The sequence below is a fragment of the Porphyrobacter sp. CACIAM 03H1 genome, from assembly GCF_002215495.1.
Classification (GTDB): Bacteria; Pseudomonadota; Alphaproteobacteria; order Sphingomonadales; family Sphingomonadaceae; genus Erythrobacter.
In genome coordinates this window covers 2,397,187-2,422,733 of sequence record NZ_CP021378.1, presented here as the reverse complement: position 1 = coordinate 2,422,733, position 25,547 = coordinate 2,397,187, and the positions used below count along the sequence as shown (strand labels likewise).

Here is a 25,547-nt window from a genome sequence, read left to right as displayed (position 1 = left end):
CCATGGCTTTGAGCCGGGGCGATGATTACCCGATCCACCAGACCCCTGATCCGGTCGCCTATGCGGGCACCGATCGCAATTTCTACGATCGCTATTTCTTCAACGGCTACGCGCCCGACGGCAGCGGGTTCTTTGCCGCGGCCTTCGGGGTCTATCCCCATCTCGACGTGGCGGATGCGCATTTCTGCGTGGTGAGGAACGGCGTGCAGCACTGTCTCCACGCCAGCCGCCACCTCGGCATGGAGCGCATGGCGCTGGAATGCGGCCCCATCAGGATCGAGATAATCCAGCCGCTCCAACAGCTTCGCGTGATCGTCGATGGCGAGGGGATCGCCGCCGACATCACCTTCACCGGCCGCGCCTTCCCGATCGAGGAGCCGCGCTTCACCTGGCGCGTGGGGCCGCGCACGGTGATGGATTACACCCGGCTTACGCAGAACGGCCATTACGACGGCTGGATCGAAGTCGATGGCGCGCGCGAGGCGCTTCCCTCTGGCAGCATGGGCACGCGCGACCGCAGCTGGGGTGTGCGGCCGATTGGCGCGGCCGACCCGCAATTTGCCGGGCGCAGCGTGCCGCAGTTCTTCTGGCAATGGACCCCGATCAACATGGGCGCGCGCAGCATCTTCTTTCACCTCAACGCCCATGCCGATGGCACCCCATGGAACACTCGCGCGGTGATCGTCCCCGATGGCGCAGGCGCGCAGGGCCTCGCCGAACACCACGCCCCGCACATGGCGAGTGCGCTGGAGGAAGGCACCCGCTGGCCTGCGGCAAGCGTGCTTGCGATCGGTGCGGAAACCTTCCGCATCGCGCCGCTTTCCCGCTTCCAGATGCGCGGCCTTGGCTACACCTCGCCCAGATGGGGCCACGGGCTCGATCACGGCACGCTGGAGGTGGAGCGCGAGGACATCGTTCTTGCCGACATCGACCCGGCACGGCCGGACAACCTTCACGTCCAGATGCTTTGCCGCGTCACCGGGCCCGAGGGCGAAAATGGCATGGGGGTGTTCGAACAGCTGGCGATTGGCGATTACGCCCCGCTCGGCCTGACGGGGCTTGCAGGGCGCTGACCCTTGGGGATTGGCCGATCATCCGCAGGTGACGCGCGAAAGGCCGTGCGCTATCTGTTCCCCCGCCCATGCTGACCCGCCTGTCGATCCGCAACATCGTCCTCATCGAAGCGCTCGATCTCGATTTCGCGCGCGGGCTGGGCGTGCTGACGGGGGAGACGGGGGCGGGCAAGTCGATCCTGCTCGATGCGCTCGGGCTGGTGCTGGGCGACCGGGCGGAAACTTCGCTGGTGCGCGCCGGGGAGGAGCGGGCGAGCGTCACCGCCAGCTTCGAATTCGCGAGCCTGCCGCGCGCCATTGCCGCCGCGCTCGACGAGGCGGAGATCGCCATCGAACCGGGCGAGCCGCTGATGATCCGTCGGCAGGTGCGCGCCGACGGCGGCTCCAAGGCCTTCATCAACGACCAGCCGGCGAGCGTCGCCCTGCTGCGCGAACTCGCGCCCGCACTGGTCGAGCTTCACGGCCAGCACGACGATCGCGGGCTGGTGAACCCGCGCGGGCACCGGATGCTGCTCGACCGCTATGCCGGGACCGACGTGGCGGGGCTCGAGCGCGCCTATGCCGAATGGGCGCGCGCCGAGGCGCAGCTGTCCGAGGCGCGCGATGCGGTGGAGCAGGCGAGGGCCGATCAGGACCTGCTGATTGCCCATCTCGCCGAGCTTTCGGCGCTGGAGCCGGTGGCGGGCGAGGAGGAACGCCTCGCGCTGGCCCGTGCGGACATGCAGAAGGGCGAGAAGCTCTCGGGCGACCTCGAGGACCTGCGGCACCTGTGGGAGGGTTCGGATTCGCCGCTTGCGGCCCTGCGCGTCGCGGCGCGGCGTCTGGACCGGATCGCCGAGCAGCATCCCCTGCTGGCCGAGGCGCTGGCGGCGCTCGACCGCGCGGTGATCGAGGCGAGCGAGGCCGAGGACAAGCTGGCCAAGGCCGCCGAGGCGCTGGTGCACGACCCGATGGAGCTGGAGCGCGCCGAGACCCGGCTGTTCGAGCTGCGCGCCGCGGCGCGGAAACACCGCTGCGATGTCGATGACCTGCCCGAGCTGATGCGCACCATGCGCGCCCGGCTCGATGCGATCGAGGGCGGGGAGGCGCAGCTCGATGCGCTCGAGGCGGCGGCCAGGGAAGCCCGCGCCGCCTATGTCACCGCCGCCGAGGCCGCGCGCGCGGCGCGCTTGGCCGGGGCCGGGCGGCTCGATGCGGCGGTGGCGGCGGAGCTTGCGCCGCTCAAGCTCGATGCCGCGAAGTTCCGTACCGCCGTCACCCCGCTGCCCGAGGACCGCTGGGGCGCGCAGGGGATGGATGCGGTGGAGTTCCTGATCTCGACCAACCCGGGCGCGGATTTCGCCCCGCTCGCCAAGATCGCGAGCGGCGGGGAATTGTCGCGCTTCATCCTCGCGCTCAAGGTCGCGCTGGCGGAGAAGGGCGGGGCGGCGACGATCATCTTCGACGAGATCGACCGCGGCGTGGGCGGCGCGGTCGCCTCGGCCATCGGCGAGCGGCTGGCAAGGCTGGCGGCGGACGAGGGGCAATTGCTGGCGGTGACGCACTCGCCCCAGGTCGCGGCGCGGGGGCAGCGGCACTACTTCATCGCCAAGGCCTCGAGCGGCACGGTGACGCGGACCAGCGTGGTGCTGCTCGACCATGCCGGGCGGCAGGAGGAGATCGCCCGGATGCTCTCCGGCGCCGAGGTGACCCCCGAGGCCCGCGCGCAGGCCGACCGGCTGCTGGAGGGGGTGTGAGGCATCTCCTGCTCCTGCTGCTCACGGCAGCTGCCTGCGCGCCTGCCATCTCCGCGTCCGAGGAGGCATCGACGAGCGTGAAGCCCAACCATTCGACCTACGGCACCGATGCGAACCTCGCCGCCTCCGCTCCGGATGCGGTGCTGCGCTATGCCCACCATCCGCGCGGCTTTGCCGAGCTGCGGCTGCCGCAAGGGGAGGGTCCGTTCCCGCTGGCGGTGATCTATCACGGCGGGTGCTGGAAGACCGGCATCGCCTCGCAGGCCTACATGGCCCCGCTCGCCACGCGCTGGCAGCAGGAGGGCATCGCGACGCTCAATGTCGATTACCGCGAGGTCGGGGACGGGGGCGGGTGGCCGGGCTCCTTCGTCGACTGGGCCGCTTCGACGCGGCTGATCGACGAGGTGGCAGCGAAGCACCCCATCGACCGCGCCCGCGTCACGCTGGTCGGCCATTCGGCGGGCGGATTGCCGGCCGTGTGGCTGGCGCGCGCGAGCGGTGAAACCGGTCCGACCGGCAAACGTGAGGCTCTCAAGGCGCGCGCGGCGATCGTGCTCGACGGGCCGGGCGATGTCGGCGCCGAGCAGCCCGCCTTCGATGCGCTGTGCCAGTTCTCGGCCGTGGAGCCCTTCATGGGTGCGGCGCCGGCTGCGAACCCTTCACGATACGGCGCGATATCTCCCGCCGCCCATGCACCGCAGCTCGCGCAGATCCTCTTCGTGCAGGCGAGGCTCCCCGCTCCCTCTGCCGCCACGCTTTCGGCGCTCGGTGCGGGCGGGGCGAAGGTGACCGTCCGCGAGAACATCGGGCAAAGCCACTTCGCGATCATCACGCCGGGCAACCCCATCCACGACGCGAACGAGCCTGCCATGCTGGCGGTGCTGAAGGGCCGGTAACCCACCCCATGACCGACGTTCAGACCCTCTCGGAAGCCGAAGCCGCCAACGAGCTGATGCGCCTCGCGCGGGCCATTGCGCGGCATGACCGGCTCTATCACGCCGAGGACTCGCCCGAGATCACCGACGCGGAATACGACGCGCTGGTGCGACGCAATGCGGAGATCGAGGCGGCCTTCCCGCATCTGGTGCGCGAGGACAGCCCCTCGCGGAAGGTCGGCCACGCCATCGGCGCCTCGCCGCTCGGCAAGGTGACGCACGAGGTTCGCATGATGAGCCTCGACAACGCCTTCTCCCCCGAGGAGGTCGCCGAGTGGCTGGCGCGGATGCGGCGGTTCCTTAACCTGCCGGACGACGCGCCGCTGGCCTGTACCGCCGAGGACAAGATCGACGGGCTGTCCTGCTCGCTGCGCTACGAGAACGGCAGGCTGGTGCGCGCCGCGACGCGCGGTGACGGGCAGGTGGGCGAGGACGTGACGGCCAATGTCGCGCACATCCCCGACATTCCGCAGCAGCTCCCCGCGGGCGTCCCCGCCATCTTCGAGGTGCGCGGAGAGGTCTATATGGAAAAACAGGCCTTTACCGCACTCAATGCTGCGCAGCATGAAGCGGGCGGGAAGATCTTCGCAAACCCCCGCAATGCCGCCGCCGGAAGCCTCCGCCAGAAGGATGCCGGCGTCACCGCCAAGCGCCCCCTGCGCTTCTGGGCGCATGGCTGGGGTGCGGCCTCCGAGGTGCCGGGGGCGACCCAGAGCGAGGTTGTGGCGAAGCTGCGGGAGTGGGGTTTCCCGGTCTCGCCGCTGTTCACCCGCATCGAGGGCGATGCCGACGCGCTGATCGCCCATTTCGATGCCATCGGCGCCGCGCGGCCGAGCCTCGCCTATGACATCGACGGGGTGGTCTACAAGCTCGATCGGCTCGACTGGCAGGAGCGCCTCGGCTTCGTCGCCAAGGCCCCGCGCTGGGCGCTGGCGCACAAGTTCCCGGCGGAGCGTGCCGAAACCATCGTGCAGGGCATCGACATCCAGGTCGGACGCACCGGCAAGCTGACGCCTGTGGGTCGCCTCGCCCCGGTGCTGGTCGGCGGCGTCACCGTAACCAACGTCACGCTCCACAACCGCGACGAGATCGCGCGGCTCGGGCTTCGCGTCGGCGACCGCGTGGTGATCCAGCGCGCCGGCGACGTTATCCCGCAGGTGGTCGAGAACCTCACCCGCGAGGAAGATCGCCCCGCCTTCGCCTTCCCCGACCACTGCCCCGATTGCGGCAGCGAGGCGGTGGCGGAGGAGGGCGAGGTCGATGTGCGCTGCACCGCAGGCCTCATCTGCCCGGCGCAGCGCACCCAGCGGCTCGAACATTTTGTCAGCCGCAAGGCGCTCGATATCGAGGGTCTGGGCGAGAAGACCATCGCCCAGTTCTTCGCGCTCGGCTGGCTCGAAAGCCCCGCCGACATCTACCGCCTGAGAAGGCGCCGCGCCGACATTCTTGCGCTGGAGGGCTGGCAGGAAAAGTCGGTCGACAACCTCCTCGCCGCGATCGAGGCCAAGCGCGCCCCCGATGCCGCGCGGCTGCTCTTCGCGCTCGGCATCCGCCATGTCGGCGAGGTGACCGCGCGCGACCTGATGAAGCATGTCCACGAGCTTCCGGCGCTGCGGGCGATGGCGACGCTCGCCAACGCGGATCGCCTCCCGTTCGCCTCGAGCGAAGTCGAGAGGCAGATGCACAGTGTCTCGACTGCGCTCGACGGGAACGGAGACATCGCGGCGCAGGCCCGCGCCGAACTCACCGCCATCGACGGCATCGGCCCCTCGGTGGTCGAGGCGCTCGGCGACTTCTTCCACGAACCGCACAATGTTGCGGTGTGGGAGGACCTGCTGAACGAGGTCAGCCCGCCGCGCTACGAGGTGCGGACCGTCGCATCCCGCGTTGCAGGCAAGACGGTCGTCTTCACCGGCAAGCTCGAAACCATGAGCCGCGACGAGGCCAAGGCCCAGGCCGAACGCCTCGGCGCGAAGGCGGCCGGCAGCGTCAGCGCCAAGACCGACCTTCTGGTCGCAGGGCCGGGGGCTGGATCGAAGCTCAAGAAGGCCGCCGAACTCGGGATCGAGACCACCGACGAGGCGGGCTGGGCGGCGATCGTGGCAGAGGCGCTGGGCGGCGGCGCGGTTTGATGGACCTGCTGCACGAACTCCACCCACAGGCCTTGCGCATCGCCGCTCTGCTGCGCGACCGGGGCGAGAAGGTGGTCGTGGCAGACGGGGCGACCGGAGGCCTCATTGCCGCAACCCTGCTGACCGTGCCCGGCGCGCTTGATTTCTTCGTGGGCGGCGGCGTGGTTTATTCCTTCCGCGCCCGCGACGTCCTGTTCGCCCTCCCGCGCGAGGCCTACAAGGGGATGCGCGGGGCGAGCGAGGATTACGCCCTGCTTCAGGCCCGCGCGATCCGCGACAATTTCGGGGCCGACTGGGGGCTGGCCGAGAGCGGTTCCGTCGGCGGCTCCAGCCATCCGAGCGGCGCGCCTGCGGGCCGCAGTGTCGCGGCGCTGGCAGGGCCGGGCGGGGAGCATACCCGCCTGCTCGAGACCGCCTCCGACGACCGGATCGCCAACATGGCCGCCTTCACCCGCAACGCGCTCGCGCTGCTGGAGGACGTGCTGGCGGGCTAGGTGCGGGCGGGCCTTGCCGCGATCACTCGGCGGGATGGGGGCTGGCGTCCTGCTTCTGCGGCGGCGCGACCTGATCGGGCGCGGCTGGCCGTTCCCCGGCCCCGGCGCCGTCGCTGCCCTTTATCAGCGCGACCATCCGGTTCATCGCGCGATAGGCCCATTGCGGCAGCAGCCGGCGCAGCCTGCGCTTGAGGGCGTGCCGGCTCAGCAGCGGCGAATCGCTCATCGCGGCGTGACGGCGCATCCCCCGCAGCCGCTGGAGCGCGGCGGTGCCGGTCCAGGCGCCGGGGCTCACCATCTCCTGAAGGTCCGTGCAGAACACCGGCTTGCCCGCGATCTGCGCGATGGCGGCGCTTTGCGCGGGGTCTTCCTCGACCAGCAGCATCTCCCGCGCTTCGCGGTAGAAGCGGCCCTTGATCTCGGCAGGGGTCGGCTGGCCGGCGCAATCGAGCATCACCAGCCGCTCGCACCCGATGCCGTGGCGGGCGAGCCAGGCCTCGAGCGCGGGGCGGCACGATTCCGGCTGGGTGGAGAGCAGGCAGGCGGCCGTCTGGGTCGGGCGGCACAGCGCCGGTGCGTTTTCCAGAAAGGCGGCATAGTCCGTCGCGCTCTGCCGCTCGGTCTCGGACGGGGCGGGGCAGAGCACCCCCTCGACGCTGATGCAGGCGCGCGAGAGGTAGGTGTGGTGGAAGAAGTTCCACTCGAAAATGCGCGGCAGCGGCAGGACCTCGAAGGCGATGTCGACCTCCTCGACACCGTCGGGCACCACGTAGATCGCGGCCAGCGAGACCCTCGCGGTGACCCCGGCGCGCGCCAGTTTCTCGCGCACCTCGCGCATCGCGTAGCCGCGGTTGAGGCTGTCGTCGACGACCAGCACGTGGCGCGCCTCGGAAAGATTGGCGATCAGCCGCGTGCCCGGCTTGGTCGATCCCGCGCCCGGCAGGCGCCCTTCGCACAGGCTGTCGAAATCGGCGAAGCGCAGGTTGAGCAGCAGCGCCAGGGTGATCGCCGGCAGGATTCCGCTGCGCGGCACGCCGACGATCAGATCCACATCGCTCGGGACCAGATGCAGGCTGCGCCTGATCAGGTCGGTCATGTCCGCTATGCTGCGGTATCGCATCTTGTCGCATCCCCCCGTCGTTTCGACGTGCGATGAAGTGATGGCTTGCGGCGTTCCCGCATTAACGTGAGTTAGGCGCGGGTCGCGGCGCAATTTCGCGGAGGGCCTGTCGAATCCGGCTTGGCAAGCGCGTCTTCCTGTCGGAGCCTCGCCATTCCGGCCGGGCCGATGACGGAGATGCACCCATGCAATTCATGCTGATGATCTACGAGGACGAAAGCGCCTATGCCGGCCCCGAGGGCGCGAAGCTGATGGAGCAGGTGATCGCGGGGCACATGAAGCTCGCCGAGGACCTTGCCGCCGCCAACGTGCGGTTCTCGGGCGAGCGGCTCAAGCCCGCCGCGACCGCCACCACCATCCGGTTCGACAATGGCACGGCGACGATCCACGACGGTCCCTTCGCCGAGACCCACGAGGAACTGGGCGGCTTCTACATCATCGATGTCGCGGGGCTCGACGAGGCGCTCGAATGGGCAAAGCGCATTCCGGTGCCCAAGGGCGGGATCGAGGTTCGTCCCGTCTGGCCGATGGAGGGATGACGTCGCCGGCCTCCGCCGCCGCGCGCGAGACGGCGCTGGCGATCATGGCGGCGCGGCCCCGGGTGGTGGCCGCGCTCGCCGCGCGCTTTCGCGATCTCGATGCGGCGGAGGAGGCCTTTGCAGATAGCGCGGCGCGCTGCCTCGCGCTGGCCGAGCCTCCGCGCGATGTCGCCGCCTGGCTGTTCGTGGCCGCCCGCCGCCGCGCGCTCGATGGGTTGCGCAAGGCCCGCTCCGAGGCGCGCGCGGCGGACGCGCTGGCGGAGGTTGCCGACATGACCAATGTCATCCCGCTTCCCGAAGCGATCCCCGAGGAACGGCTGCGGCTCCTGTTCATTTGTTGCCACCCGGCGCTCGGGGCGGAGGTGCGCGCGGCGCTGGCGCTCAAGGTGATCTGCGGCCTGCCGGTCGCGGCGATCGCGCGGCTCTTCGTGGTGAGCGAGCCCACGATGTTCCAGCGCATCACCCGCGCCAAGGCCAAGGTGCGCGAGGCGGGGATCGCCTTCGAGCTTCCGCCCCGTCGCCATTGGCCCGAGCGGCTCGAGGCGGTGCTGCTGGCGCTCGAACTGGCTTACACGGCCGCCTATTCCGACGCGGGCGGGGAGCTGTCGGCGGCGCTGCCGGAGGACATGGATGCGGATCTTGGCGGAGAGGTCGAGCGGCTGGCGCTGCTGGTCGCCGAACTCCTGCCGCAGGAGCCCGAAGCGCTGGGCCTTGCCGCGCTGGTGATGTTGGCGCGCTCGCGCAAGGGGGCGCGGCTGGATGGGGAGGGGGCGATGGTGCCACTCTCGCAGCAGGACACGGGCCGCTGGAACCGCTCCCGGATCGAACTGGCGCAGACCTTCATGGTGCGGGCCGGGCGGCTGGGCCGGTCCGGGCCCTATCAGGTGATGGCCGCGATCCAGCTGACCCATGCGCGCCGCGCCTTCGACGGGGTGGTGGACTGGCACGCTGTGCTGCGGCTTTACGACGTGCTGGTGGTCCTGCGCCCCTCGCCGATGGTGGCGGTGAACCGGGCGCTGGCGCTGGCACAGGTCGAGGGAGCCGAGGCGGGGCTTGCCGCGCTCGCGGCGCTTCCTGCCGACCGGCTGGCGCTGGCGCGGCCGTTCCATGTCGCCCGCGCCGATCTGCTGGCGAAGGCGGGTCGGGCAGGAGAGGCCGTCGCCGCGCTCGATGCCGCGCTGGCGCTCGATCCGCCGCGCGCCGAGCGGCTGTGGCTGGAGAAATGGCGCGCCGGGCTGGAATAGTCCCCCTCCCGCTTGCGGGAGGGGTTAGGGGTGGGAGCGAGCGAAGCGGGCCCTTGCAAAGGCCCACCCCGGCCCCTCCCGCAAGCGGGAGGGGAGTAGTTTAGCGCACGCGCCGCCGCCGCAGCCACAGGATCGCCCAGTCGCCGCGCTGGAGGCGGGCGGCCATGCGGAAGCCGGCCAGATGCATCGCGCGCTTGACCGCCGCCTCCTGCTCGCCCGCCAGCAGACCGGCGAGCAGCAGGTTCCCGCCGGCCGGCACGGCCCGGGCGAAGTCGGGGGCGAGGCTGACGAGCGGCCCTGCGAGGATGTTGGCGATCAGCAGGTCATAGGGCCCGCGCAGGCGCAGCAGCGGGTCGTCCATCCCGTCGGCGACGATCATCACCGCCGCGCCCGGGCCGGGGCCCATCGGCACGCCGTTGAGGCGCGCGTTCTCCTCGACCACGCCGGTGCACACCGGGTCGATGTCGGTGAGGGTGCAGAGCGCGTGCGGCCACAGGGCCAGCGCCGCGAAACCGAGCAGTCCGGTGCCGGTGCCGATGTCGGCGATATTGCGCGCCACCACGCCGCTCGCCTTCATGTGCCCCAGCATCTCGAGGCAGCCGGCGGTGGTCTTGTGCTGGCCGGTGCCGAAGGCCTGCGAGGCGGGAATGGTGAAGTCGATCAGGTCGGGATCGGCGGGATAGTCCGGCGTGTGGACATGGAAGCGCCCGGCGCGGATCGGCGGCGCGTTGTGCTGGCTCAGCGTCACCCAGTCGGCGGGCGGGAGCTCCTCGGCGGTGATCTTCGGTGCCGTTCCCTCGAACAGGCCTGCGAGCGCCGCTTTCTCGGCCTTGCCGGGCTTTCGCGGATACCAGCCTTCGAGCACCCAGTCCTCGGGCTGATCCTCGGCCACCTCGCGCCCGGCGATGACGAGCTCGTGATCCCAGTCGTCGATCAGGTCATGGGCGAGCAGCGCCGCCTGCACCACCGGCTTGGGGGCGAAGGCGGACAGTTTCCACGTGGTGCTATCGGACAAAGCTCGCTCCGTTGGCGTCGATCACCGCGCCGGTCATGCTGGGCGGCGCATCGAGCGCGCAGAAGGCGATGATGGCGGCGATTTCCTCGGGGGTCGCCACCCGGCCCAGCGGGATGTCGGCGAGCAGCCCCGGCCCGCCGCGGCTGGCGAGGTAATCGCCCGCCATGCTGGTGTCGGTGAAGCCGGGGGTCACGGCAAAGCTCAGGATGCCGTCCTTCGCATAGGCGCGGGCAATCGTCTTGTGCATCCCCACCATGCCGCTCTTGGCCGCCGCGTAATGCCAGTGCGCCGGGCTGTCCCCCCGATAGGCCGCGCGGCTCGCGACGTGCACCAGCCGCCCCGCAAAGTCGCGCTCCTGCCAGTGCAGCACGGCAAAGCGCGAGAGCTGGGCGGCACTGGTGAGGTTCACCCGCATGGTGTCTTCCCAGGCATCGAGCCATTCGATGTCCGACCGGTCGAGCCGGTTCGCCTCGAACCGCCCGGCATTGTTCACCACCACGTCGATTTCGCCCTGCGCGATGTCGAGCGCCTGGTCCCACAGCGATTGCACCGAGAGCGGATCCCCGAAATCGGCGGCGATCACGGGCGCGCCGCCCGGGCCTTCGAGCCCTCCGCGCGAGGCATGGCCGATGACCTTCGCCCCCCGCGCCGCGAGGGCCGCAAGCGCCGCACTGCCAATTCCGCGGCTTGATCCGGTTACGAGAATGTGTCCCATGCAAGTCGCTATCCGAAACTTTGCAAGCCATGTCCACTGCTCGCCGCTTGCCTCATGCGCCAGCGGCGTTAAGTGGGAGCCACGAAAAAAGGGACCAGACGGGATCACCATGAACCAAAGACCGCTTTCTCCCCATCTCCAGATCTGGCGCTGGGGACCGCACATGCTCGTATCGATCCTCCACCGCGCGACCGGCGACGGCATGGCGCTGGTGGGGCTGGCCGTGCTGGTCTGGTGGCTGGGCGCGCTGGCGAGCGGGCCGGCAGCCTATGCGAGCTTCCAGTCGGTCATGGGTTCGCCGCTGGGGATGGTGGTGCTGGTGGGCCTGTCGTGGGCCTTCTTCACCCACCTCATGAGCGGCCTTCGCCACTTCGTGCTCGATATCGGTGCGGGCTACGAGCTCGACACCAACCGCCTGTGGTCGGTGGCATCGCCGATCATCGCCATCGTCCTGACCGCGGCCTTCTGGGCCCTGATCCTGACGCGCTGAGGGGGGACGGGACATGGGTAACGGAACTTCCATCGGACGCGTGCGCGGGCTTGGTGCCGCGCATGAAGGCCCGCACCACTGGCTGCTCCAGCGCTTCACCGCGATCGGCAACGTGGTGCTGATGAGCTGGCTGCTGGTCAGCCTCGTCATGCTCGGCGATTTCGGCCACGCCAACGTGGTCAAGTGGCTCAGCCACCCGGTCAACGCGACGGCGATGATCCTGCTGGTCATCAGCCTGTTCTGGCACGCGCGGCTCGGGCTGCAGGTGCTGATCGAGGACTATGTCCACGAAGCCGGCACCAAGTTCGGCGCGCTCGCCGCGCTCAATCTTGCAACCATCGGCGGCGGCGCCTTCGGGATTTTCAGCGTCGCCGCGCTCGCATTCGGAGGTAACGCCTGATGGCAACGTCGGCAGCACACGGAACCGCCAACGATGTGGGGGGCGCCCACCTGAAGGGTGCCTATACCATCGTCGACCACACCTATGACGTCGTCGTGGTCGGTGCGGGCGGATCGGGCCTGCGCGCGACGATGGGCGCCGCGGAAGCGGGCCTTCGCACCGCGAACATCTCCAAGGTCTTCCCCACCCGCTCGCACACCGTGGCGGCGCAGGGCGGGATTGCCGCCTCGCTCGGCAACAATTCGCCCGACCACTGGACCTGGCACATGTACGACACCGTCAAGGGGTCGGACTGGCTGGGCGACCAGGACGCGATCGAATATCTCGCGCGCGAGGCTCCGGCAGCGGTCTACGAACTGGAGCACGCGGGCGTGCCCTTCAGCCGCAATGCCGACGGCACGATCTACCAGCGACCCTTCGGCGGGCACATGCAGAACATGGGCGCCGGCCCGCCGGTGCAGCGCACCTGCGCCGCAGCCGACCGCACCGGCCACGCCATGCTCCACGCGCTCTATCAGCAGTCGCTGAAGTATGACGCGGACTTCTTCATCGAATACTTCGCGCTCGACCTCATCATGGCCGAGCGGGACGGGGTGAAGCAGTGCGTCGGCGTGATGGCGATGTGCCTCGACGACGGGAAGATCCACCGTTTCCGCGCGCAGTCCGTGGTGCTGGCAACGGGCGGCTATGGCCGCTGCTACTACACCGCCACATCGGCCCACACCTGCACCGGCGACGGCGGCGGGATGGTGCTGCGCGCCGGCCTGCCGCTGCAGGACATGGAGTTCGTGCAGTTCCATCCGACCGGCATCTACGGCGCGGGCGTGCTCATCACCGAGGGCGCGCGCGGCGAGGGCGGCTACCTCACCAACTCGGAAGGCGAGCGCTTCATGGAGCGTTACGCGCCTAGCGCCAAGGACCTCGCCTCGCGTGACGTGGTCAGCCGTTCGATGGCGCTCGAGATGCGCGAGGGCCGCGGCGTCGGGCCGGAGGGCGATCACATCTACCTCCACCTCGACCACATCGATCCCAAGGTGCTCGCCGAGCGCCTGCCGGGCATCACCGAGAGCGGCAAGATCTTCGCGGGCGTCGACCTCACCCGCCAGCCGCTGCCCGTCACCCCGACGGTGCATTACAACATGGGCGGCATCCCGTGTAACTACCACGGGCAGGTCGTCACCCTCGGGCCGGACGGCAACCCCGATCAGGTCATCCCGGGCCTCTATGCCGTGGGCGAGGCGGCCTGCGTGTCGGTGCACGGGGCGAACCGCCTCGGCTCGAACTCGCTGATCGACCTCGTGGTGTTCGGCCGCGCGACCGGCCACCACCTGCGCGACAACCTGAAGCCCGGCGCGAAGCAGCCCGAGCTGCCCGCCGACAGCGCGGACTTCGCCCTGACCCGGCTCGACCACTTCCGCTACGCCAGCGGCGGCTCGCCGACCGCGCAGATCCGTGCGGAGATGCAGAAGGCGATGCAGAAGCACTGCGCCGTGTTCCGCGACCAGAAGCTGATGGACGAGGGCGTCGCCAAGCTCGCCGAGCAGAACAAGCGGATGGAGGATATCCACGTCACCGACAAGTCGCTGATCTGGAACAGCGACCTGATCGAGACGCTCGAGCTCGACAACCTCATGGCGCAGGCCAACGTCACCATGGCGTCGGCCGCCAACCGCAAGGAAAGCCGCGGCGCCCATGCGCACGAGGACTACCCCGAGCGCAACGACAAGGAATGGATGAAGCACACCATCGCCTGGTTCGACGGCTGGGGCGGTCGCGGCAGCAACATCCGCATCGATTACCGCCCGGTCCACGAATACACGCTGACCGACGACATCGCGTATATCGAGCCCAAGGCGCGGGTGTACTGATCGGCGCCGCAAGGCGAGGCTGACACGAAGGCCCGGTCCCGCAAGGACCGGGCCTTTCCTTTTGTGGCGGGCGCGGCGCGATGCCTGCTTGACCCTTGCAAGGCGGCACGGCAGCTTGCCCCCTGCATGAACAGGGGCAGGATCATCGCTGGAGCCTTGGCGGCGCTGCTTGCCGTGCCTGCGCTTTCGCAGTCCGCCCCCGCCAACCCCTTCCAACCCCCGCCGCACACCGCGCCCTGGCCCGAACTCGCCAGCGGCAAGACCCCGGCCGAGCGCAGCCGCAGCTACGAGCTTTCACCCGAGCTGCGGCGCGGGGTGAGCGCGGCCGAGGTGCGCGCCCAGCAGCGGCGGCTCGATGCCGCGCTGGGGGCGCTGCCCGGGCATACGCCGGGCGTGGCCGAGGCCTATGTCCTCACCGTCGCGCTCGACAGCGATCCCGTCTTCGCCCGCGAGGCGCGCGAGGCGGCGCGGGTGCTGGCCGCGCGCTACGGGGCCGGCGCGCGCACCCTGACCCTTGCCGGGCCCGACGGCACCCGCGACGATGCGCCCCACGGCTCGATCAGCGCGCTGCTGCTGGCGATTGCCCATCTCGGAACGGTGATGGACGGCCGCGAGGACGTGCTGGTGCTCTACACCACCAGCCACGGCAGCGACATCGGGCTGGCCTATCATTACGGCGACACCGGCTATGGCATCCTCTCCCCCCAGCGGCTCAAGGCGGCGCTGGAGGAGGCGGGGATCGCGCGGCGGGTCTTGATCATCTCGGCGTGCTATTCCGGGGTCTTCGTGCCCGTACTCGCCAGCCCCGACACCGCGATCCTCACCGCCGCGGCGAGCACGCGTTCGTCCTTCGGCTGCGTGGCGGAGAACGACTGGACCTTCTACGGCGACGCGCTGATCAACCGCGCGTTGCGTCAGCCTGTCGCACTCGAGGACGCGGCGAGGATGGCGGGGCGCTCGGTCGCGGAATGGGAGACGCGTGCGCGCTTCCTCGCCTCGCTGCCGCAGGTCAGCATCGGCGCGGGCGCGCGGGGCTGGCTGCCGCAGATCGAAGCCGGGATGCCGCGCATCGCCAGCGCCTCGGTGGGCCGTCCGGCCTTCGACGAGGCGGCGCTCAGGGCAGCAGCAAACTAGGCGTCACGCGATCGCGGCGTAGCCGGGATTGACGCCGTGCGAGGGCAATGTATCCAATGGATACATTGAACGACACAAGGATTCGCACATGACCCCCTTCGACGCTCTCAAGGCCCAGCTTTCCGTCGCCGTCCCCTTCGCCGCCCATGTCGGCGTCGCGCTGCAGGAAATCGGCGCGGGCACCGCCACCGCCACGCTCGACCAGTCGCACAGCACCAGCAACCACATCGCCACGCTCCACGCCGGCGCGCTGTTCACGCTGGCCGAAGCCGCCTCGGGCGCGGCAATGGCGGGGATGTTCCTCGAACGCCTCGCGGCCCTGCGCCCCGTCGCGGCGAGCGCGACCATCGACTACGTCAAGCCTGCGCGCGGCGCCGTCACCGCGCGTGCGAGTGTCGACGAGGGCAGGGACACGCTGTTCGCCGCGCTCGATTCCGAGGGCAAGGTGCGCTTCGCCGTCACGGTGCGGATCGAGGATGCCGAGGGCCGCGAAGTCGCGCGCATGACGGTCGACTGGCACGTTGCGGCGCTGGCCCGCGCCGCCTAGACCGGCCGCATGGCGAGACGGGCTGGCTATCATCATGGCGATCTGGCGGCAGCCGCGATCGATGAGGCGCTGCGCCTCGTCGAGAGCGGCGAGGGTGCGGGCTTCAGCTTGCGCGCGCTGGCCGAGCGGCTCGGGGTGGCGCACCGTGCGCTCTACAACCACTTCGCGACCCGCGAGGCGCTGCTCGCCGCCATCGCCGCGCGCGGCTTTGCGCAGCTGGCCGAGGCGCTCGCGCCCGCGCCCGATCCGGCGGCCTTCCTCGGCGCCTATGTCCGCTTCGCCCTTGCCCGGCCGGGGCTCTACGACGTGATGACCAAGCGGTCCTACGAACAGATCAACGCCAGCCCCGATCTGCGCAGCGCGATCGACCGGGTGATCGCCATCGCGCTCGGCGTGCTGGCGGTGCCCGGCACCGACGAGGACACCCGCCGCCGCGCGGTGATGCGGGTGTGGATGCTAGCCCACGGGGGCATCGGGCTGCACCGGGCGGGAATGCTCCGCCTGCGCAGCGACAGCGATTTCGCCGAGGAGATCCTGCACATCGCAGGCCTCGCGCCGATCAAGGAGACACGCCCATGAACCCTGCCGATGCCATGCCGTTTTCGAAGCTCATGGGCGTGACCGTCACCGCCACCTCGGCCGAGGCGGTCGAGGGTGAGATCACCGTGCGCGAGGACCTGTGCACCGCGGGCGGCATCATGCATGGCGGGGCGATCATGGCCTTCGCCGACGCGCTCGGCGCGGTCGGGGCGGTGGCCTGCCTGCCGGAAGGCGCGAAGGGCACGACCACGATCGAGAGCAAGACCAATTTCCTCGGCGCGGCGCCGGTGGGCAGCACGGTCAGGGGCGTGGCAAGGCCGCTCAAGACCGGGCGGCGCATGTCGGTGTGGCAGACCACCATCACCACCGCCGAGGGCAAGGCGGTCGCGGTGGTGATCCAGACCCAGCTGGTGCTCTAGGGCTTCGGCTCCAGGCGGCGGGCGGAGCGGATCTTCACCGGCTTGTCGATCATCTGCCCCTTCATCACCCCTTCGCCGCCCTGCGGATCGCGCGGACTGGCGAGGATCGCGGCGATCACGTCCATCCCTTCGGTGACGTAGCCGAAGGCGGCATAGCCCGCCTGCCATGCCGGGTCCGTCGCGGCGGGATCGGCGTTGAAGCCGGTCTGGTCCTCGACGAGGATGAAGAAATCGCCGTCCGCATCGCCCGGCGCCAGCATCGCCATCGACAGCGCGCCGTGGGTGTGGGTGAGTCCCGTGGCGGTGGTCGGCTCGTGCGCGATCTTGGGCAGGACGCGCTTGGGATCGTTGATCACGCCGGCCTGCACCAGTCCCGAAGGCTGGCGCTCCCCGCCCAGTTCCATCGCGCGGTAGAAGGTCACCCCGTCGAACCGCTTCTCGTCGACATAGCGCAGGAAATTGCCCGCGGTGACCGGCGCGCGTTCGGTTTCGAGCGCGATGGTGACGCGGCCGAGATCGGTCTCGAGCACGACATCGACATGGGCGGCCTCGGGGAAGGGGCGGATGCCGGGGCGCCCCGTGGGGGCGTTGGCGAACTCCGCCGGCGCAGGAGGTGCGGCCTCGGGCGGGCGGGGCAGCTCGAACTTCATCACGACGGTCCGCTGGCAATCGGCGCGCTTCACGGTCTCGCAATTGCGGAAATTGTCGTCCGAGGCGAGGTAGAGAAAGGTCCGCCCCGGTTCCTCGCGCAGGGCCAGCCCCTCGAAATTGTCGAGCCTGAGCGGCGGCGCAAGGAGGGCGAGGGTGCGGCTTGTCCCGTCCGGATCGACCTCGACCACGGCGGCGCGGTTGCCTTGCCCCGGCGTGAAGCTGCGGAACAGGACGAAGCAGGTGCCCTCGGCCTTGCAGGCGGCGTCGGTCGGCACCCCGCCGGAAGCGGCGATGCCTTCGGGCGGGGCAAGGTGGAAGCTTTCGCTGCCCGCATCGGTGATCCGCAGGCAGTTTGGCCGCGCCGGATCGGCCCATTCGCCGCAGGCCAGGAGGCCGCCCTCGTAGGCGGCGAGGGTCTCGATCCCCGCATTGGCCGCGGCCCCGGCGACGAGCGCGGCGGCGCGCGTCTCCTCGCCGGTTGCGGGGCCTTCGAGGTCGGCATAGCGCCAGATGCGATGCTCCTGCTCGAAGGCGACCAGCCATTCGCCCGAGGGCAGCCGGGTCAAGGCTTCCGCATCGCCGCGCTTCTTGGCATCGAGCGTCTTGCCGCCCGCATCGCGCAAGGGGCCGAGCCGCACGCCGTTGACATCGACCAGCCTGATGCCGACCTCGCTAAGACTCATCTCCAGCCAGCGTCCGTCGTCGGCCACCGCGAACAGCGCGCCCTCGTGCCAGTGGAGGCTCGATATGCCGCCGATGTCGGCCTTGTCGGGGGCGATCTCCACCCCGCCGCGAAACACCAGTTCGCCCACTTTCACGTCCGGCTCGCCCTCGGCCAGCGCCACGGTTTCGGTCATCGGCAGGAAGGCATCATCGGCCTGTGCGGCAAGCGGGGCCGGGAGCAGCAGGGCGGCAAGAGCGAGGCCAGTGGCGAGGGGAGCGCGCATCCATGTCATTCGTCCGGGTGTATAGCCGCTTCGACGAAGCGCAAGCGCCGAGGCACCCGTTCAGCCACGGGCAAGGTTTACAGATGTAATCGCCATGACTACAGGTGTAATCATGAGCGAGGGAGACGCCCCGTGAATCCGCCCGACGACAATCCTGCCGACCGCCCCGGCGAACGCATCACCGATGCCGAGCACGCGGTGATGGAAGTGCTGTGGGATCGCCCGCGCCAGACCGCCGCCGAGGTGTGCGAGGAAGTCTGCGGCAATCGCGGCTGGAGCCTTGCGACGGTCAAGACCCTGCTCTCCCGCCTCGTCCAGAAGGGCGCGCTCGCCGCCGAGCCGGACGGGCGGCGCTTCCTCTACACCCCGGTGATCGCGCGCGAGGACTATGTCGAGGGCGAGAGCCGCCGGCTGGTCGATCGCCTGTTCGGCGGGCGCGCGGCCTCGCTGGTGGCGCATCTCGCCGAGACCGAGGCGCTGACCGAGGACGATCTCGCCGAGATCGAGGCCCTGCTGAAGGAGCTGCGGCCATGAGCGCGGTGCTGCTCCAGACGCTGGCCTGGACCGGCGTGCTGATCGCCGTCGTGCTGGTGCTGCGTCGTCCCGTGTCGCGCCATTTCGGCCCCGAGGCGGCCTATGCCCTCTGGGCGCTGCCGCTGCTGCGCCTGATCGTGCCGCCGCTGGTGCTGCCCGCGTGGATGGCGCCCAAGACGGCGCCTGCCGCTGCGCCCGAGTTGCCTGCGCTTCAGGCCGCCGCGCCTGCCGACGCTGTCGTGTGGGAAGCGGTCGCCGCGCCGTCGATACCGCCTGCGCCGGTCGAGCCTGCCGGGTTCGATCTCTTCGCCGCGCTCGCCGCATGGCCCATCGCCGAGACCCTGCTGCTGCTCTGGCTGGGCGGGGCAGGGGTGTTCCTCGCGCTGCGCTTTGCCGCCTATTTCACCTTGCGCGACCAGTTGCTGGCCGAGGGCCGCGAGGTCGGGCGCATCCCGGGCCTGTTCGGCAAGGTGCGCCTGATCGAGACCCCGGCCACCAATGCCCCGCTGGCCATGGGCGTGCTCGATCCGGTGATCGCGCTGCCGCCGGGCTTCCTCGCGCTCCACGACCGCGAGGCGCGCGATCTCGCGCTGGCGCACGAGCTGGCGCATCACCGCGGCGGGGATCTGCTGGTCAACGTGCTGGTGCAGCCGCTCTTCGCGCTGCACTGGTGGAACCCGCTCGGCCGCTATGGCTGGCTGGCGCTGCGGCGCGACCAGGAAGCGGCCTGCGATGCGCGGGTCATGGCCCGCCGCACCGCTCACGAGCGCGCCGCCTATGCCGCGCTCATCGCCCGCTTCGCCGCCGCGCCGGGGACCGCCCACCATGCCGCTCTCACCGCGCCGATGGCGTGTCCGGTGCTGGGCGAGAAGTCGATCATTCACCGCCTGAGGAGTCTGTCCATGTCCGATCTGTCCCCCCGCCGCCGCCTGGCGGGCCGTGCGCTCCTCGGCGCAGGGCTGCTGGCGCTGCCGCTGACCGCGAGCATCACCTATGCCGCGACCGAGAGCGTGCAGGAAGCGCCCGAGCCGCCCGCGCCCCCGGCTCCGCCCGCTCCGCCTGTCCCCCCGTCGCCGCCGCTCGCACCCGAGGCTCCCGAAGCGCCCGAGCCGCCCGAAGCCCCCGAGCCGCCGACGATCGTTATGCTCGAGCGCAAGGGCGAGAGCGGCACCGAAGTCACCGAGCACGTCTGGCGCGATGGCGAGGGCAAGGAACGGCGCGTGCGCATGGTGTTTCGCGACGCCCCCGATGCCAAGGTGCTCTCGCGCCGGCTCGAAGGCGTCCACGCCGCCGACGCGGCCCAGCGCGCCGAGATGCTCGCCGCGCTGCGCACCAGTCTCGCCGAGGCCGACCGTGCGCTTGCCGATCTGCCGCGCATCATCGACGAGGCGATGCTCGAGAGCAATGCCTGGCGCGATGAGGCAGGGCGCCAGCGCGTCGTGGTCAAGCATGGCTGCGCGCCCGGCGGCGAGGAGGTCAGCGAGACCACCGGCAAGGACGGCACCCAAGTCGTCCGCATCTGCCAGCGCCGGATCATGGCCTCGGCCCGCAAGGGCCTCGAGGAAGCGCGCGAGGAGATCGCGCGCGACAAGGATATCCCCGAGGACACCCGCAAGGAGATGCTGCGCCACTTCGACCGCCAGCTCGAGCGCTGGCGCGACAAGGAAGTTTGATCGGGAGGCGGCGCGCGGGCCGGGGCGTTATTTCCGGCCCGCCGCCGCCGTCGCCGCCTTGGGCCGCGCCGGGTAGGCACATCCCCGTCCGAGGCCCCAGCCTTTCAGGAATGCGCGTCTGACCATCCCCGCAGTATAGGCGGCGCGCAGGGCGCGGTCGTTACCGGCCGCGCCCGTCACCTCGCGCAGGATGCCCCGGAAGGGGATCACCGATCCGACCACGCTCTGCCCGATCCGCCCCTCGCTGAGGCGCTTCTCGCCATCGTCCACGGCAATGTCGTAATCGGCGCCCAGCACCGTATCGAGCTCGGCGATCGCGGTGACCAGCGCATTGCACCGACCGAGCCCTGCCGTGGCGTAGGGATCGGCGGCGGCGACCTTGAGCACTTCGGGAATGTCGCGCCCGTCGATGTTGAGATCGCGCAAGGGGGTCTTGGCGACCTCCTCGGCATCGGGTTCGGGCATGACCTGCGCGGCGAGCGGCGCGGCAAGCGCGCCCCAGCCTGCAAGGGCCGCAATGGCGAGAGACAGGGATCGCATCGGGTCAGCCTCCTTCGAAGAAAACGTCGCACGCGTTGTCGTCGCGTGCTTCCAGTCCCAGCCTGAGCGCGGCCATGCGCTGGCGGCTGGTGCCGTGGGTGAAGCTCTCGGGATTGATCGACTGGCCGGCATTGCGCATCAGCGTATCGTCGCCGATCGCGCTGGCGGCTTGCAGACCCTCCTCGAGATCGCCCGGTTCGATAAGCTGGCGGTTCTTGCCCGCCCACATCCCGGCATAGCAATCTGCTTGAAGTTCCATCGCGACCTGCAGCCCGTTGGCCTGCGACGGGTTGCGCTGCTGCGCGGCCCGCACCTGCCGGGCGAGGCCGGTGAGGTTCTGGATGTGGTGCCCGTATTCATGGGCGATCACGTAAAGCCGCGCAAAATCCCCGCCGGTGCCCGCCATCTGGGCGAGCTGGTCGTAGAAGGTCGTGTCGATGTAGATGCCCTTGTCGGCCGGGCAGTAGAACGGCCCCGCCGCCGAGGATGCGCTGCCGCAGCCCTCGGTGCGGACCACGCCGGTGCGGTAGAGGTTGAGGAAGGGCTGTTCGAAGGGAATGCCGGCGCGCGCGAAGCTCGCCTCCCATGTCGCATCGAGGCTGGTGAGCGCATTGCAGGCCTCGGTCGCATAGGCGCTGCTGGTGCAGATCTCCTCCTCCGACAGTTCCCGCCCGCCGCCCGCGCCGCCGCCGGACGGCGCCGACTGCTGCTGGACGCTCTCGACCATGCCGATGGTCTGCATCGGATCGATCCCGAAGACGAGCGCACCGATCAGCGCGATCACCAGCGTCCCGCAGCCGATCCCGCCCGCGCCGATCCCGCCGCCGCCCCCGCCGCCGTCGGCGCTGGAACGGACATTGATCCGCGAGGTGTCGAACGGCCCCAGACGCATGAAAAATTCTCCCCCTGCCGTCCCGTTTCCCAAAGCAATTTGCTGGACAGCCGCGTTTGCCACGGCAAAAGCGAACGCCAATAGCCCGAACGTGCAGGAGATGCGGCGAATGCTCAAGGACAAGCGTGCTCTGGTCACGGGTTCGACCTCGGGCATCGGCCTTGCGATTGCGCGCGCGCTGGCGGCCGAAGGGGCGACGGTGATTCTCAACGGGCTGGGCGATGCCGACACCATCGCCGCCCTGTGCGACGAGCTCGGCGCGACCTACAACGGGGCCGACCTGATGGACCCTGCGGCCATCGCCGCGATGATGGACGAGGTCGGCCCGGTCGACATCCTCGTCAACAATGCCGGGATGCAGCACGTCGCCCCGATCGAGGATTTCCCGGCCGCGAAGTGGGACGCGATCCTTGCGCTCAACCTGTCGGCGGCGTTCCACACCACGCGCCTTGCGGTGCCGGGGATGAAGGCGCGCGGCTGGGGGCGGATCATCAACACCGCGAGCGCCCATTCGCAGGTCGCCTCGCCGTTCAAGAGCGCCTATGTCGCGGCCAAGCACGGGCTGGCCGGCTTCACCAAGACCATCGCGCTGGAACTGGCCACCCACGGCATCACCGCCAACTGCATTTCGCCCGGCTATGTCTGGACCCCGCTGGTCGAGAACCAGATCCCCGACACCATGGCCGCGCGCGGGATGACGCGCGATCAGGTGATGAACGACGTGCTGCTCGCCAAGCAGCCGACCAAGCAGTTCGTCCAGCCCGACGACGTGGCCGCGCTGGCGGTGTTCCTGTGCAGCCCGGCCGCGCGCGGCATCACCGGCGCCAACTATGCGATCGACGGGGGCTGGACCGCCGAATGATCCTGTTCCGGCGGCCCCTGCTGGCACTGCTGCTGGCGAGCCTGATGCTGGCCGGCTGCGCGCGCCCGCCGGCACTCAGCGTGCCGGTCGACGACAGCGCCGAGATCGCCGCGCGGCTCAGGGCCGACATTGCGGCCCTTGCCGACGATGGAATGATGGGCCGCAAGCCGGGCACGGCGGGGGGACGCGCGACCTATTCCTACATCGAGCAGCGCATGGGCGAGGTGGGGCTCGTGTCGGGCACCAACGATCCGGGGTCCTACTGGCGCCTGCCGGTCGACCTGCTCGAGACCGAGCCGCAGAGCGCGCAGCTGGTGCTGGCGCAGGGTCGGCGTCGGGTGGTGGTGCCCGAGAGCGACGCGGCGGTCTACACCCCGCGTCGCCGCGCGCTCGCGATCGGCGGACCGGGCACCGGCGTGCCGGTGGTCTTCGTCGGCTATGGCGACGGGTCGGTGCTCGGCGATGCGCTGGCGGGCGCGGTGGCGGTGATGCTCGCCGATCCGGGGCGCGACGGCGCGCGGCGCGATGCCCTGTTCCGCCAGCGCGCGACAGCGGTGCTGACCGTCGTGCCGGATGCCGAGGAACTCGCGCGGGTGCGCCGTCAGGAGGAACGCCCGCGGCTCCAGCTCGCCAGCGACGAGAAGGACCATCTCGCCGCCTACATCACCGACAAGGCCTTTGCCGACCTCATCGGCGCACGGCGCTGGAAGGCCCTGCGCACCGAGGCCGAGGACGGCGCCTTCGCCCCGCTCGAGCTCAATCTATCGGTCAGTCTCGAGGCGACCTCCGACCGGCGCGAGTTCCCGAGCCAGAACATCATCGGCAGGATCCCCGGCAGCGTGCCGGGTTCGGGCGCGGTGCTGCTGCTGGCGCATTGGGACCATCTCGGCGAATGCGGCGCCCCTTCAGCGGCGGACCGGATTTGCAACGGCGCGGCCGACAATGCCAGTGGCATCGCCATGCTGCTCGAACTGGCACGGCGCCTCAAGGCCGGGCCGCCGATGGCGCGCGACATCTACTTCCTCGCCACCACCGCCGAGGAGCCCGGGCTGCTCGGCGCATTGTCCTTCGTGCGCGATCCGCCGATGCCGCTCGGCAGCATCGTCGCCGCCTTCAATCTCGACATGATGGCCGTTGCCCCGGCGGGCAGCCCGGTCGGCTTCATCGGGCGCGGGCAGAACCCGGCGCTCGATGCCGCAATCCTCGAGGCGGTGGCGGCGAGCGGACGGCGCATCGGCGACCAGGCGCTCGCCGACGGCTTCCTGCAAAGGCAGGACGGCTGGGCGCTGGTGCAGGCCGGGGTGCCGGCGGTGCTGCTTTCGGGGACCTACGGCAGCCGCGCTGTGCTCGATCCCTTCCTCGTCGCCCGCTACCACAAGCCGGGCGACGAGACGGACGCGATCGAGCTTGGCGGGGCGATCGAGGACCTGCTGCTCCACGAGGCACTGGTCCGCCGGATCGCCGATCCCGCGCGCTATCCGGCACCCGTTCCCGCGCGGCCCTAGCGCTGCGCGGCAACTGCGGTTACATGGGCCGCCACGATTCTCCCGCCAGAGGAGAACCCTCTCTGATCAGGAAGTGGCGCTCATGGATATCCCGCTCGGCTTGACCTTCGACGACGTGCTGCTCCGCCCCGCGGAAAGCAGCGTGCTGCCGAGCATGGCGGATACCTCGACCCGGCTGACGCGCGACATCCGGCTGAACATCCCCGTCCTCTCGGCGGCGATGGACACCGTGACCGAGGCCGACATGGCGATCGCTATGGCGCAGCTGGGCGGCATCGGTGTGCTCCACCGCAATCTCGACATCGAGGCGCAGTGCGCCGCCGTGCGCGCGGTCAAGCGCTACGAGAGCGGGATGGTGGTGAACCCGATCACGATCCAGCCTGATGCGACGCTGGGCGAGGCGCAGGCGCTGATGCAGGCGCACCGGATCAGCGGCATCCCCGTCACCGACGCGGCCGGCAAGCTGGTCGGAATCCTCACCAACCGCGACGTGCGCTTTGCCGAGAACCCGCTCCAGCCGGTGCGCGAGCTGATGACCACCGAGAACCTCGCCACCGTGCCCCTCGGCACCGGGCAGGAGGAGGCGCGCCGCCTGCTCCATGCCCGCCGGATCGAGAAGCTGCTGGTGGTCGACGAGGCCTATCGCTGCATCGGCCTGATCACGGTGAAGGACATCGAGAAGGCGGTGAACTACCCCCACGCGACCAAGGACGGCGCGGGCCGGCTGCGCGTTGCCGCCGCCACGACCGTGGGCGACGCGGGCTTCGCCCGCACCGAGGCGCTGGTCGATGCCGAGGTCGACGTCATCGTGATCGACACCGCCCACGGCCACAACATCGAGGTCGCCCGCGCGGTCGAACGCGTGAAGAAGCTCTCGAACGCGGTGCAGGTCGTCGCGGGCAATGTCGCCACCGCCGAGGCGACCCGCGCGCTGGTCGATGCCGGGGCGGACGCGGTCAAGGTCGGGATCGGCCCGGGTTCGATCTGCACCACCCGCGTCGTCGCCGGCGTCGGCGTGCCGCAATTGACCGCGATCATGGAGAGCGCCGCCGAGGCCGCCAAGTCGGGCGTGCCGGTGATCGCCGATGGCGGCCTGCGCACCTCGGGCGATGCCGCCAAGGCGCTGGCGGCAGGGGCCTCCAGCGTGATGATCGGATCGATGCTCGCCGGCACGGCCGAAAGCCCGGGCGAGGTGTTCCTCTACCAGGGCCGCTCCTACAAGGCGTACCGCGGCATGGGGAGCGTCGGCGCGATGGCGCGCGGCTCGGCCGACCGCTATTTCCAGCAGGACGTCAGCGCAATGAAGCTCGTCCCCGAGGGGATTGAGGGTCAGGTGCCGTTCAAGGGCCCCGCCGCCGACGTCGTTCACCAGCTCGTTGGCGGGATCAAGGCGGCGATGGGCTATACCGGCTCGGCCACGATCGGCGACCTCCAGGCCCGCGCGCAGTTCGTGCGGATCACCAACGCCGGGCTTTCCGAAAGCCACGTCCACGATGTCGCGATCACCCGCGAGGCCCCCAATTATCCGACGCGCTGAGGTGG

Annotated in this window: 25 protein-coding genes; 19 read left to right on the top strand and 6 right to left on the bottom strand. The window is 70.3% G+C overall.

What is annotated here, in order from left to right; all coding sequences use genetic code 11:
- Window positions 1-2 precede the first annotated feature (2 nt).
- The 5 genes from CBR61_RS11565 (at window position 3) to CBR61_RS11545 (ending at window position 6,370) form a co-directional block, all read left to right on the top strand.
- Window positions 3-1,073, top strand: a complete 1,071-nt coding sequence (locus CBR61_RS11565; RefSeq protein ID WP_088914501.1) for a hypothetical protein — start codon at window positions 3-5, stop codon at window positions 1,071-1,073.
- 68 nt (window positions 1,074-1,141) lie between these two features.
- Entirely contained in the window at window positions 1,142-2,809 is a 1,668-nt protein-coding gene (recN, locus tag CBR61_RS11560; RefSeq protein ID WP_088914500.1) for a DNA repair protein RecN, read from the top strand.
- Window positions 2,806-3,705 (top strand): alpha/beta hydrolase family protein, encoded by a 900-nt coding sequence (locus tag CBR61_RS11555; RefSeq protein ID WP_172835957.1) that lies wholly within the window; start codon window positions 2,806-2,808, stop codon window positions 3,703-3,705. The genes recN and CBR61_RS11555 overlap by 4 nt, the downstream gene beginning before the upstream one ends.
- Before the next feature lie 8 nt (window positions 3,706-3,713).
- On the top strand, window positions 3,714-5,876 hold the full coding sequence (gene ligA / locus CBR61_RS11550) for an NAD-dependent DNA ligase LigA (RefSeq protein WP_088914498.1): 2,163 nt from the start codon (window positions 3,714-3,716) through the stop codon (window positions 5,874-5,876).
- On the top strand, window positions 5,876-6,370 hold the full coding sequence (locus CBR61_RS11545; protein ID WP_088914497.1) for a CinA family protein: 495 nt from the start codon (window positions 5,876-5,878) through the stop codon (window positions 6,368-6,370). Before ligA ends, CBR61_RS11545 begins: the two co-directional genes overlap by 1 nt.
- Window positions 6,371-6,392: 22 nt before the next feature.
- Here CBR61_RS11545 and CBR61_RS11540 read toward each other — a convergent pair whose 3' ends face one another.
- Window positions 6,393-7,466, bottom strand: coding sequence for a phosphoribosyltransferase (locus tag CBR61_RS11540; protein WP_157696571.1), 1,074 nt, complete (start codon window positions 7,464-7,466; stop codon window positions 6,393-6,395).
- Between the two features lie 209 nt (window positions 7,467-7,675).
- Here CBR61_RS11540 and CBR61_RS11535 point away from each other — a divergent pair, with 209 nt between their 5' ends.
- Window positions 7,676-8,029 (top strand): YciI family protein, encoded by a 354-nt coding sequence (locus CBR61_RS11535; RefSeq protein WP_088914495.1) that lies wholly within the window; start codon window positions 7,676-7,678, stop codon window positions 8,027-8,029.
- Window positions 8,026-9,273, top strand: a complete 1,248-nt coding sequence (locus CBR61_RS11530) for an RNA polymerase sigma factor (protein WP_233996717.1) — start codon at window positions 8,026-8,028, stop codon at window positions 9,271-9,273. Before CBR61_RS11535 ends, CBR61_RS11530 begins: the two co-directional genes overlap by 4 nt.
- Before the next feature lie 100 nt (window positions 9,274-9,373).
- On the opposite strand, the gene CBR61_RS11525 is transcribed toward CBR61_RS11530, so the two are convergent.
- Complete coding sequence (locus CBR61_RS11525; RefSeq protein ID WP_088914494.1) at window positions 9,374-10,288, bottom strand: 50S ribosomal protein L11 methyltransferase; 915 nt, start codon at window positions 10,286-10,288, stop codon at window positions 9,374-9,376.
- Window positions 10,278-11,003, bottom strand: coding sequence for an SDR family NAD(P)-dependent oxidoreductase (locus CBR61_RS11520; RefSeq protein WP_088914493.1), 726 nt, complete (start codon window positions 11,001-11,003; stop codon window positions 10,278-10,280). Before CBR61_RS11520 ends, CBR61_RS11525 begins: the two co-directional genes overlap by 11 nt.
- A 109-nt stretch (window positions 11,004-11,112) precedes the next feature.
- Between CBR61_RS11520 and sdhC the strand changes: the two genes are divergently transcribed.
- The 7 genes from sdhC (at window position 11,113) to CBR61_RS11485 (ending at window position 16,401) form a co-directional block, all read left to right on the top strand.
- The gene (gene sdhC, locus CBR61_RS11515; RefSeq protein WP_088914492.1) at window positions 11,113-11,493 is read left to right on the top strand and encodes a succinate dehydrogenase, cytochrome b556 subunit; all 381 of its coding nucleotides are present in this window, start codon (window positions 11,113-11,115) and stop codon (window positions 11,491-11,493) included.
- A gap of 13 nt (window positions 11,494-11,506) precedes the next feature.
- Window positions 11,507-11,893 carry a succinate dehydrogenase, hydrophobic membrane anchor protein gene (gene sdhD / locus CBR61_RS11510; RefSeq protein WP_088914491.1) on the top strand — a complete coding sequence of 129 codons (387 nt, stop codon included), beginning with the start codon at window positions 11,507-11,509 and terminating at the stop codon, window positions 11,891-11,893.
- On the top strand, window positions 11,893-13,761 hold the full coding sequence (sdhA, locus tag CBR61_RS11505; protein WP_088914490.1) for a succinate dehydrogenase flavoprotein subunit: 1,869 nt from the start codon (window positions 11,893-11,895) through the stop codon (window positions 13,759-13,761). Before sdhD ends, sdhA begins: the two co-directional genes overlap by 1 nt.
- A 126-nt stretch (window positions 13,762-13,887) precedes the next feature.
- On the top strand, window positions 13,888-14,895 hold the full coding sequence (locus tag CBR61_RS11500; protein WP_088914489.1) for a C13 family peptidase: 1,008 nt from the start codon (window positions 13,888-13,890) through the stop codon (window positions 14,893-14,895).
- A gap of 88 nt (window positions 14,896-14,983) precedes the next feature.
- A complete protein-coding gene (locus CBR61_RS11495) occupies window positions 14,984-15,442 on the top strand; it encodes a YiiD C-terminal domain-containing protein (RefSeq protein ID WP_088914488.1) in 459 nt (152 codons plus the stop codon).
- A gap of 9 nt (window positions 15,443-15,451) precedes the next feature.
- On the top strand, window positions 15,452-16,021 hold the full coding sequence (locus CBR61_RS11490) for a TetR/AcrR family transcriptional regulator (RefSeq protein ID WP_088914487.1): 570 nt from the start codon (window positions 15,452-15,454) through the stop codon (window positions 16,019-16,021).
- Complete coding sequence (locus CBR61_RS11485; protein ID WP_233996715.1) at window positions 16,018-16,401, top strand: PaaI family thioesterase; 384 nt, start codon at window positions 16,018-16,020, stop codon at window positions 16,399-16,401. The genes CBR61_RS11490 and CBR61_RS11485 overlap by 4 nt, the downstream gene beginning before the upstream one ends.
- Here the strand turns inward: CBR61_RS11485 and CBR61_RS11480 are convergent.
- Complete coding sequence (locus tag CBR61_RS11480; protein WP_172835956.1) at window positions 16,398-17,999, bottom strand: esterase-like activity of phytase family protein; 1,602 nt, start codon at window positions 17,997-17,999, stop codon at window positions 16,398-16,400. The two genes, CBR61_RS11485 and CBR61_RS11480, sit on opposite strands and share 4 nt — an antisense overlap.
- A 132-nt stretch (window positions 18,000-18,131) precedes the next feature.
- Here CBR61_RS11480 and CBR61_RS11475 point away from each other — a divergent pair, with 132 nt between their 5' ends.
- Window positions 18,132-18,533, top strand: a complete 402-nt coding sequence (locus tag CBR61_RS11475) for a BlaI/MecI/CopY family transcriptional regulator (protein ID WP_088914485.1) — start codon at window positions 18,132-18,134, stop codon at window positions 18,531-18,533.
- Window positions 18,530-20,206: a M56 family metallopeptidase gene (locus tag CBR61_RS11470; RefSeq protein ID WP_088914484.1), complete on the top strand. Its 1,677-nt coding sequence runs from the start codon at window positions 18,530-18,532 to the stop codon at window positions 20,204-20,206. The genes CBR61_RS11475 and CBR61_RS11470 overlap by 4 nt, the downstream gene beginning before the upstream one ends.
- A 27-nt stretch (window positions 20,207-20,233) precedes the next feature.
- Here the strand turns inward: CBR61_RS11470 and CBR61_RS11465 are convergent, their stop codons facing one another.
- Both CBR61_RS11465 and CBR61_RS11460 read right to left on the bottom strand, forming a co-directional pair.
- A complete protein-coding gene (locus CBR61_RS11465; RefSeq protein ID WP_088914483.1) occupies window positions 20,234-20,746 on the bottom strand; it encodes a hypothetical protein in 513 nt (170 codons plus the stop codon).
- Window positions 20,747-20,750: 4 nt separating this feature from the next.
- The gene (locus tag CBR61_RS11460) at window positions 20,751-21,638 is read right to left on the bottom strand and encodes a neutral zinc metallopeptidase (RefSeq protein WP_088914482.1); all 888 of its coding nucleotides are present in this window, start codon (window positions 21,636-21,638) and stop codon (window positions 20,751-20,753) included.
- 100 nt (window positions 21,639-21,738) lie between these two features.
- Between CBR61_RS11460 and CBR61_RS11455 the strand changes: the two genes are divergently transcribed.
- The 3 genes from CBR61_RS11455 (at window position 21,739) to guaB (ending at window position 25,542) form a co-directional block, all read left to right on the top strand.
- On the top strand, window positions 21,739-22,500 hold the full coding sequence (locus CBR61_RS11455; protein ID WP_199797429.1) for a 3-hydroxybutyrate dehydrogenase: 762 nt from the start codon (window positions 21,739-21,741) through the stop codon (window positions 22,498-22,500).
- The gene (locus CBR61_RS11450; RefSeq protein ID WP_088914480.1) at window positions 22,497-24,005 is read left to right on the top strand and encodes a M28 family metallopeptidase; all 1,509 of its coding nucleotides are present in this window, start codon (window positions 22,497-22,499) and stop codon (window positions 24,003-24,005) included. Before CBR61_RS11455 ends, CBR61_RS11450 begins: the two co-directional genes overlap by 4 nt.
- Window positions 24,006-24,087: 82 nt before the next feature.
- A complete protein-coding gene (guaB, locus tag CBR61_RS11445) occupies window positions 24,088-25,542 on the top strand; it encodes an IMP dehydrogenase (RefSeq protein ID WP_088915592.1) in 1,455 nt (484 codons plus the stop codon).
- Window positions 25,543-25,547 lie beyond the last annotated feature (5 nt).

Excerpts from the sequence above, each read along its gene's own strand:
- CBR61_RS11565 (WP_088914501.1), top strand. The coding sequence starts at position 3 with ATGGCTTTGAGCCGGGGCGATGATTACCCGATCCACCAGACCCCTGAT.
- recN (WP_088914500.1), top strand. The coding sequence starts at position 1,142 with ATGCTGACCCGCCTGTCGATCCGCAACATCGTCCTCATCGAAGCGCTC.
- ligA (WP_088914498.1), top strand. The coding sequence starts at position 3,714 with ATGACCGACGTTCAGACCCTCTCGGAAGCCGAAGCCGCCAACGAGCTG.
- CBR61_RS11545 (WP_088914497.1), top strand. The coding sequence starts at position 5,876 with ATGGACCTGCTGCACGAACTCCACCCACAGGCCTTGCGCATCGCCGCT.
- CBR61_RS11540 (WP_157696571.1), bottom strand. The coding sequence starts at position 7,466 with ATGACCGACCTGATCAGGCGCAGCCTGCATCTGGTCCCGAGCGATGTG.
- CBR61_RS11535 (WP_088914495.1), top strand. The coding sequence starts at position 7,676 with ATGCAATTCATGCTGATGATCTACGAGGACGAAAGCGCCTATGCCGGC.
- CBR61_RS11530 (WP_233996717.1), top strand. The coding sequence starts at position 8,026 with ATGACGTCGCCGGCCTCCGCCGCCGCGCGCGAGACGGCGCTGGCGATC.
- CBR61_RS11520 (WP_088914493.1), bottom strand. The coding sequence starts at position 11,003 with ATGGGACACATTCTCGTAACCGGATCAAGCCGCGGAATTGGCAGTGCG.
- sdhC (WP_088914492.1), top strand. The coding sequence starts at position 11,113 with ATGAACCAAAGACCGCTTTCTCCCCATCTCCAGATCTGGCGCTGGGGA.
- sdhD (WP_088914491.1), top strand. The coding sequence starts at position 11,507 with ATGGGTAACGGAACTTCCATCGGACGCGTGCGCGGGCTTGGTGCCGCG.
- sdhA (WP_088914490.1), top strand. The coding sequence starts at position 11,893 with ATGGCAACGTCGGCAGCACACGGAACCGCCAACGATGTGGGGGGCGCC.
- CBR61_RS11500 (WP_088914489.1), top strand. The coding sequence starts at position 13,888 with ATGAACAGGGGCAGGATCATCGCTGGAGCCTTGGCGGCGCTGCTTGCC.
- CBR61_RS11495 (WP_088914488.1), top strand. The coding sequence starts at position 14,984 with ATGACCCCCTTCGACGCTCTCAAGGCCCAGCTTTCCGTCGCCGTCCCC.
- CBR61_RS11490 (WP_088914487.1), top strand. The coding sequence starts at position 15,452 with ATGGCGAGACGGGCTGGCTATCATCATGGCGATCTGGCGGCAGCCGCG.
- CBR61_RS11485 (WP_233996715.1), top strand. The coding sequence starts at position 16,018 with ATGAACCCTGCCGATGCCATGCCGTTTTCGAAGCTCATGGGCGTGACC.
- CBR61_RS11480 (WP_172835956.1), bottom strand. The coding sequence starts at position 17,999 with ATGCGCGCTCCCCTCGCCACTGGCCTCGCTCTTGCCGCCCTGCTGCTC.
- CBR61_RS11470 (WP_088914484.1), top strand. The coding sequence starts at position 18,530 with ATGAGCGCGGTGCTGCTCCAGACGCTGGCCTGGACCGGCGTGCTGATC.
- CBR61_RS11465 (WP_088914483.1), bottom strand. The coding sequence starts at position 20,746 with ATGCGATCCCTGTCTCTCGCCATTGCGGCCCTTGCAGGCTGGGGCGCG.
- CBR61_RS11460 (WP_088914482.1), bottom strand. The coding sequence starts at position 21,638 with ATGCGTCTGGGGCCGTTCGACACCTCGCGGATCAATGTCCGTTCCAGC.
- CBR61_RS11455 (WP_199797429.1), top strand. The coding sequence starts at position 21,739 with ATGCGGCGAATGCTCAAGGACAAGCGTGCTCTGGTCACGGGTTCGACC.
- CBR61_RS11450 (WP_088914480.1), top strand. The coding sequence starts at position 22,497 with ATGATCCTGTTCCGGCGGCCCCTGCTGGCACTGCTGCTGGCGAGCCTG.
- guaB (WP_088915592.1), top strand. The coding sequence starts at position 24,088 with ATGGATATCCCGCTCGGCTTGACCTTCGACGACGTGCTGCTCCGCCCC.